This is a genomic window from Loigolactobacillus zhaoyuanensis (assembly GCF_003946385.1).
GTDB lineage: Bacteria > Bacillota > Bacilli > Lactobacillales > Lactobacillaceae > Loigolactobacillus > Loigolactobacillus zhaoyuanensis.
In genome coordinates this window covers 1-7,549 of record NZ_RHOE01000093.1, presented here as the reverse complement: position 1 = coordinate 7,549, position 7,549 = coordinate 1, and the positions used below count along the sequence as shown (strand labels likewise).

Sequence of the window (7,549 nt, the reverse complement as noted above, 5' to 3'; positions counted from 1 at the left end):
GGTTGAGGAAGGAATCGAATATTTCAATCACCACAATCGCTCAGCACAAAGAAACGGCCTCACCCCAGATGAATACTGGAGTGAAGCCGCTTAGAAACAGATTCAACTTTATATTATTTCATTTGTCAACTTGACAGGGCCTAGTGCATCTCAAGAAAATTCTGAGATAGGGTGATTTATTTTGAAAAACACTTGACAGTTCCAACAGTAGCTATGTCCTTCTGAAAACCAAAAAATAATATATAACCCACTATCACAATAAAAACAAGTAGCACCTGTAAAGTTCGTTTAACGATTTTTTCAAATCGCACACCCATTTATTCACTAATAATTTCATGAACTGCTCTTTCAACATGAATAGATGTTGTGTCATATACGATAATGTCAATATTCTTTTGATCCCAAATTGCAAGAACAAATTAGCCACACGATAAATCCCGCCAAGACAGTATGTTCATTGATATTTATATTTTAAGTACTCAGTCTCTAAGCTCCTGTGGTGATCGGTAGCCTGATTGTCAACGTGATAGGTTGTTTAGCTTTGATTCAACTGCTTGAATATATCACTAGGACCCAAAGTATCCAGCGATAGCCCTTTAGGCATATCACAACGGATCATCAGATTATGCGCTTCGTTGGTCCCACGTTCAGAAGACCGGTATGGGTGCGCGTAATAAAGATCAGCGACACCGTCTAGCACAACGCCAGCTTCTGAGAACTCGGCACTATTGTCAGCGGTAATAGACTTCATGATATGACCATATTCTCGACAGATTTTAGCCAGCTCATAGTTGACCAAATCGACATCACGATCATCAATCAGCCAGGCGCCTATGCTTGATCAAGTGGTGGTGTTTAGTGCGGTGATGCGTTTTTTCGAATAGATCAAGATTACGTATTTCAAGTCGTTGCTCGTCGATATTAATGATACAAAGTCTTGGTCGAAACTATTTCCTCAGGTTGATACAAGCCTACTAGTTTAGCGCGACCAACTGCCGTATCAGGGGACCAACCATCTTGGCGAAAGCGAGTTATAAAATAGACGATGAAATCAGCGACACCAGTGAGTTTTAACGGTCGATGGCAGTGCACCCGATTGGCTTGATATTTAGCCTATACTACTTCTGGTGAGTAGTCACCGCCAGTAAACGCTACTAGCGGGCATTTCTCATGGATAAAAAATAGGACTATGCTAAATTATTTAGCTGTAGTCCTATTTTACTAAAACTTATTAACGAAAGCAGTCGGTTCTTAATCTACCAACAAATCTAGTAGATCAGTGACCGCAATTCCTTTAAAATACTGTTGCGTGTCCATTTGATCTAATACCTGTTTAATGTGTGGTCGATCGTAATCAACATCTTGCAAAGCAGTCGCTAATTCAGTTACATCGCCGGCACCAAAGAAATCACCATAGAATTTCACGTTAGCTACTTTACCAGCTTTGATCAAGAACCGAGCATCGATCGTGCCCATGTCAAAATGACGCCGCTTTTGTAGTGTAAATTCAGGTGAGTGGCCGTATACCCAATCCCAATTATCATAGTACTGCTTACGGATCTTGGTGATCTCCACTTCGTCCGCTGGCGTAATTTGATATTCATCAACTTGTGCTGCCGCTAAACTGTCCACGCCAAGTAGCCGCTGGATCAATAGGTCACGAAAATCTTCTGTCGTCAAATCGGCGTATTGTGGTTCTAGGTAAGGCCGCAAATTAGTCACCCGACTACGTACTGATTTGATGCCTTTTGATTTAATTTTATCTGCAGGTACATTTAAAGCGTGGGTCACCACATCCAAATCGACATCTAGCATCAGTGTGCCATGGGAGAATGTTTTGCCTTTTTTAGTGTACATTGCACTACCGGAAAACTTCTTGCCGTCGATCAGCATATCATTACGCCCTGAAACTTCGGCAGCGACCGCCCCTAAATCATGAAGTGCATCAACGATCGGTTGCGTGAATGTCTTAAAATCACCAAAATCTTGATTTTTAGCATCGACCACGAAACTAAAGCATAAATTACCAAGATCGTGATAAACTGCTCCACCACCGGATAAACGCCGCGTCACCACAATATTTTGTTCCCGCACATATTTTTGATCGATTTCTTCTAAGGTATTTTGATTACGACCAACAATGATCGACGGGCCCTCAATATAAAACAATAGCAAAGGGGCATCAAAATTCTTTTCATTCATTAAATATTGTTCAGTGGCTAAGTTCTGCCGGATATCGTGTGACTTCATCGCAACGTAATACATAAGCACCATCCTTTTTATGAAAATACAGCTGACAACCTGGCTAAATATTAATTGGTAAATCTAAAGCTAATTCAGCAGCATCACTGATCGTTTCACTTAAAGTTGGATGTGGATGAATGGTCAGTGCTAAGTCTTCAGCATTAGCCCCACTTTCAATTGCCAACGTTAATTCGGAAATCAAGTCGCTGGCACCAACACCGGCAATTTGCGCACCAAGTAGCATTTTATCGTCTTTACGTACAACTAAGCGTACAAAGCCATCCGTTTCTGCCAAGGATAGCGCCCGGCCATTTGCTTGTAATGGGAATTTAATTGCCTTGGCATCAATATCAACTGCCTTGGCCTCAGCTAAAGTCATCCCTGTTGTCGCTAATTCAGTGTCGGTGTAGCACACTGCTGGCATTGCATGATAATCAACGGTATCTGCTTTTCCAGAAATTGCGGCGGCGGCGACTTTACCTTCATAGCTGGCTTTATGCGCTAAGGAAGCCCCAGCAACAATATCACCGATGGCGTAAATATTAGGTTGATTAGTCCGCCCTTGCTGATCCACCTTGATCAAACCTTTGGCCGCCATTTCAATATCTGCCTGCTCTAGACCCATATCATCCGTGTTCGGCCGCCGACCAACGGTTACCATGACATAATCTGCTACTGCTGATTCAACCTTTTGTGCTAATTCAAACTCAACTTTAACGCCGTCCTCAACTTCAGTCGCTTGCTTAGCCAACGCATTAGTGATCACATCAATATGCAATTGTTTAAAGCGTTTCAACACAACAGCGACCATATCTTTTTCATAGTTAGGCAGGATTCTATCCGTACCTTCAATGATCGTCACGTGAGCGCCTAGATTAGCGTATGCACTGGCTAATTCACAGCCAATATAACCACCACCGATGATCACAAAGTCCTTAGGCACTTTTTTCAACGCTAAACATCCCGTTGAATCAAGGACACGGCCGCCAAATTTAAACCCAGGAATTTCAATTGGCCGACTACCTGTAGCAATAATCAGATTTTTAAAGGTGTACGTTTGTGCGTTGTCTTTACCGATCACTCTTAAGCTATGCGCATCCTTTAAGAAGGCTTGGCCCATGATCACATCAATTTTATGCTTGCGGAATAGACCAGACACGCCGCCAGTTAATTTATCCACGACTTGTTCCTGTTTCCAAGCTTGTGCCACACTAAAATCAAGTTTGGTATTTTCACTTGAAATACCAAACGTTGGTGAGCTCAATGCCTCTTGGTAGCGATGACCAATTGAGATCAGCGCCTTAGAAGGGATACAGCCGACGTTTAAACAAACGCCACCGATAAATTCTTGTTCGATCACCGTAACTTTTTGGCCAAATTCAGCGGCACGAATCGCTGCTACGTAACCACCAGGACCTGCACCAATAACAACGGTATCTAAATCAATTGCAAAATCTCCTACAACCATATCTCTATCCCTCCATCAATAATAATTCTGGGTCACTTAATAACGCTTTCAAACGATTCATTGCTTTCTGTGCTGTGGCGCCATCAATTATCCGATGATCGAAGGACAATGATAATTTCAGCATCCGGCCAACCACAATGTTGTCATCTGCATCGACGTAAGGTTCCTTCTTGATCACACCAAGCCCAAGAATTGCCACTTCAGGATGGTTGATAACTGGTGTAAACCAGCCACCACCAATCGAACCAATATTAGTGATCGAAATCGAAGCATCCTTCATTTCAGTCGCCTTTAACTTGTTATCCATTGCTTTTTGTGTATTATCAGTGATTCCTTTTGCCAAATTGAAAATACTCTTTGTGTCAGCATTTTTCAAAACCGGCACGTATAAGCCATGATCAGTATCGGTTGCAATGCCAATATTGAAATAGTGGCGATAAACAATTTCCTGAGTAGCGTCATCGATCATTGCATTTAAAGTTGGAAATTCGCGTAATACAACTACCAAAGCCTTAGCGACATATGGCAAGAAAGTCAGTTTGATTTCCTGCTTAGCAGCAACGTCTTTGAATTGCTTACGGTGATCCCAAAGCTGAGAAACTTCAACGTCATCAAACAAGGTAACATGCGGAATCGTGTGCTTGCTATTGACCATGGCCTTAGCAATTGCCTTACGCATTGGTGACATTTTTTCCCGTGTTTCTAAATCAGCACTATTGACCGGCAATGGCTGTGGTGCTGGCGCCGGTGCTACTGGCTGTGCTGCGGGTTGCACAGTTGCCTGTGGCGTAGATTGTACTGGTGCCGGTTCAGTACCGAGATAGTTATCAATGTCACCCTTTGTGATCTGACCGTGATTACCAGTCCCGCCGATACCCGTTAAATCGACACCATTATCACGTGCGTATTTACGGACTGACGGCATCGCTAAAACAGGTACCTCTTGTGTTGGCGATACTGCTGGCGCCGCTGGTGGCCGTTGCGGTGTCGTTGTTTGGATATGTTCCGCTGCTTCTGGCGGTGTCTCAGGTTCATCTGCTGTTGCGATTTCCACTAAAACTTGACCAACCGTCGCTGTCGTATCTGGATCAACTAAAATTTTAGTGATTTTACCAGTAACTGGCGAAGTAATGTCTTCTACCGATTTATCATTTTCAACTTGTAATAGATTATCGTCTTCCTTAATTTCATCACCGGCCTTAACGTACCACTGCGTAATTTGGCCTTCAGTAATGCCTTCACCAATATCAGGTAATTTAAATTGATATGCCATTAACTGTCATCCCCTCTTAATTAAATTCACTAACTTGCTTAACCGCTGCAATAATATCATCACTGTTAGGTAACCAATCTTTTTCCGCTTCACCAAATGGATAAGGTGTGTCCGGCGCAGCTACTCGCACGATTGGTGCCTGCAGCGACAAGATTCCGTGTTCAGCAATTTCAGCTGCAACTTGTGCCGCAACACCAGATTGTCGTTGTGCTTCTTGAACCAAAACTACTCGTCCAGTTTTCTTTACTGAAGCTAAAATAGTTTTCACATCTAACGGTGCGATCGTCCGCAGATCAAGTACTTCTACTGAAATATTATCTGCTGCTAATGCTTCCGCAGCCGTTAAACTTTCCCGTACCATCGCGCCATAAGTGACGATCGTGACGTCATTGCCTTCACGAGCCACTGCTGCCTGATCTAACGGTACTGTATAGCTTTCTTCCGGTACTTCTTCACGGAATGAGCGATAAAGCTTCATATGTTCCAAGAATAAAACTGGATCATCAGAGCGAATTGATGATATTAACAGGCCTTTGGCATCATATGGATTGCTGGGAACAACGACCCGAATACCTGGAAATTGCGTCACTAAACTTTCCAAACTATCCGAATGCATTTCCGGTGTATGCACCCCACCGCCAAACGGTGAACGAATTGTAATTGGCATGTGGCGCGTACCATCCATCCGATAGCGTAAACGCGACATTTGACCACCAATTGAGTCCATCACTTCAAAAACAAAACCAAAGAATTGAATTTCTGGTACTGGCCGCCATCCTTGTAAAGCTAAACCAATGGATAAACCACCGATTCCTGATTCAGCCAATGGCGTATCAAAAACACGATCTTCACCATGTTTAGCTTGTAAGCCGTCGGTTGCACGAAAGACACCGCCATTTTTACCGACATCTTCACCAAAAATCAACACTTTATCATCATTTGCTAATTCAAGATCTAGTGCATCTGTGATTGCCTTGATCATTGTTATTTTAGCCATTGTGTGCGGCCTCCTTTGTCTGATACTCCGCTATTTGTTGTTGAATATTCTGTGGTTGTACCGCGTAAGTGTTCGCCAAGAATGACGTAACGGTTTGTTTTGGCGTTGCATCGGCCTCGGTTACCGCAGCTTTAACGTCTGCTTTCGCCTGTTCAACAACTTCATTTTCCTTCGCTTCTGTCCACAGATCCTTGGCCGTTAAATAATGCCGCATCCGAGTCAATGGATCACGCTTATGCCATATTTCATCCAATTCTTCCGTCCGATAGCGCCGTGGATCGTCACCAGAAAGTGTGTGTGCCCCATAACGGTAAGTCATTGTCTCGATCAGAACTGGACCATGCCCCGCCGCTGTGAATTCACGTGCTGCTTTCATGACACTATAAACCGCTAAAGCATCCATCCCATCGACCTGGACACCTGGAATTCCGGCCGCAACTGCTTTTTGAGCCAAAGTTGGCGCAGCTGTCTGCTTTGCCCGCGGAACCGAGATAGCAAAACCATTATTTTGAACGACAAAGATAGCAGGCGCTTGAAAAGCACCAGCAAAGTTGATACCTTCGTAGAAATCACCTTGTGAAGTCCCACCATCACCGGTATAGGCATACGCAACCTGAGTTCCCTTATTTTTCTTAATACCAAGGGCAACACCAGCCGCTTGTACATATTGTGCACCGATAATGATCTGTGGCGGCAGCGCTTGCAATTCCGTCGAATAATGATTGCCGGTAACGTGCCCACGTGACCACAAAAAAGACTGGGTTAACGTTAAGCCATGATGTAGCAATTGCGGAACATCACGATACCCAGGAAGTAAAAAATCATCCTGATTCATTGCATAATTGCTCGCCAACTGACTGGCTTCTTCGCCAGCTGTAGGGGCATAAAAACCTAAGCGTCCTTGGCGATTAAGCTTAGTTGCTTGTGTATCCAAGGTACGGGTCCAAACCATTTGTGACATTAATTCAATTAGTTGTTCATCGCTTAAATCAGGCATTAAATCTTGATCAGTAACTTGCCCGCTTTCATCCAATACTTGCAATTCGGGAAACTTATTCTCTGCCGCTAGAATTGCATCGAAGTCGATTTGACTCATTTGATATTCCTCCTCTTGTTATAAGCTAAAGTGTTCGTAGATAACTACTTTTTAATTACAATAGATTATCTATTTCACAATTAAAAAATATAAATCGCGTAACATAGCTATTTAAGACTTAAAAAAGCGTGAAAAGATTGCTCAGTTGTACACTATATTATTTTACCAAACACTTTTCTACTTCAGAGTAACATATTTTGAAAGCGGCATCAATAATTGTTAGAAACGCTTAACAAATGCACAAAACTAATCAGGCGACTGCACGATAACTTACCAACTTTTAGCAACTATTCCTTAAAGGATTATTCGTCTTTCTACATAAAACGTAAGCGGTAAATAATCACCCGTTTTAAAAAGACAACCAAACTTCTCGATTTTGAGAAATCTGGTTGTCTTTTGTTAGGCGGCATTTTTAGCTTGATGCTTGTCCGTTGTTTTTTTATTTTGATGCCGAGCACCTGGATAATGCCA

The 7,549-nt window shown here is 42.8% G+C and carries 5 protein-coding genes and 1 pseudogene; all 6 read right to left on the bottom strand.

What is annotated here, in order from left to right; all coding sequences use genetic code 11:
* Positions 1–518: 518 nt before the first annotated feature.
* Positions 519–1,113 (bottom strand): annotated as a pseudogene (locus EKM76_RS13850) (IS30 family transposase); the annotation flags it as partial.
* Between the two features lie 138 nt (positions 1,114–1,251).
* Positions 1,252–2,265 carry a lipoate--protein ligase gene (locus tag EKM76_RS12335; RefSeq protein ID WP_125550912.1) on the bottom strand — a complete coding sequence of 338 codons (1,014 nt, stop codon included), beginning with the start codon at positions 2,263–2,265 and terminating at the stop codon, positions 1,252–1,254.
* A gap of 40 nt (positions 2,266–2,305) precedes the next feature.
* Positions 2,306–3,712 (bottom strand): dihydrolipoyl dehydrogenase, encoded by a 1,407-nt coding sequence (gene lpdA / locus EKM76_RS12330; RefSeq protein ID WP_125550911.1) that lies wholly within the window; start codon positions 3,710–3,712, stop codon positions 2,306–2,308.
* 4 nt (positions 3,713–3,716) lie between these two features.
* A complete protein-coding gene (locus EKM76_RS12325) occupies positions 3,717–4,985 on the bottom strand; it encodes a 2-oxo acid dehydrogenase subunit E2 (protein WP_125550910.1) in 1,269 nt (422 codons plus the stop codon).
* Between the two features lie 16 nt (positions 4,986–5,001).
* Positions 5,002–5,982, bottom strand: coding sequence for an alpha-ketoacid dehydrogenase subunit beta (locus EKM76_RS12320; RefSeq protein WP_125550909.1), 981 nt, complete (start codon positions 5,980–5,982; stop codon positions 5,002–5,004).
* Entirely contained in the window at positions 5,975–7,078 is a 1,104-nt protein-coding gene (pdhA, locus tag EKM76_RS12315; protein ID WP_125550908.1) for a pyruvate dehydrogenase (acetyl-transferring) E1 component subunit alpha, read from the bottom strand. The genes EKM76_RS12320 and pdhA overlap by 8 nt, the downstream gene beginning before the upstream one ends.
* Positions 7,079–7,549: the final 471 nt, after the last annotated feature.

Bases quoted from the DNA above. Each gene is read 5' to 3' on its own strand.
- EKM76_RS12335 (WP_125550912.1), bottom strand. From the start codon at position 2,265: ATGTATTACGTTGCGATGAAGTCACACGATATCCGGCAGAACTTAGCC.
- lpdA (WP_125550911.1), bottom strand. From the start codon at position 3,712: ATGGTTGTAGGAGATTTTGCAATTGATTTAGATACCGTTGTTATTGGT.
- EKM76_RS12325 (WP_125550910.1), bottom strand. From the start codon at position 4,985: ATGGCATATCAATTTAAATTACCTGATATTGGTGAAGGCATTACTGAA.
- EKM76_RS12320 (WP_125550909.1), bottom strand. From the start codon at position 5,982: ATGGCTAAAATAACAATGATCAAGGCAATCACAGATGCACTAGATCTT.
- pdhA (WP_125550908.1), bottom strand. From the start codon at position 7,078: ATGAGTCAAATCGACTTCGATGCAATTCTAGCGGCAGAGAATAAGTTT.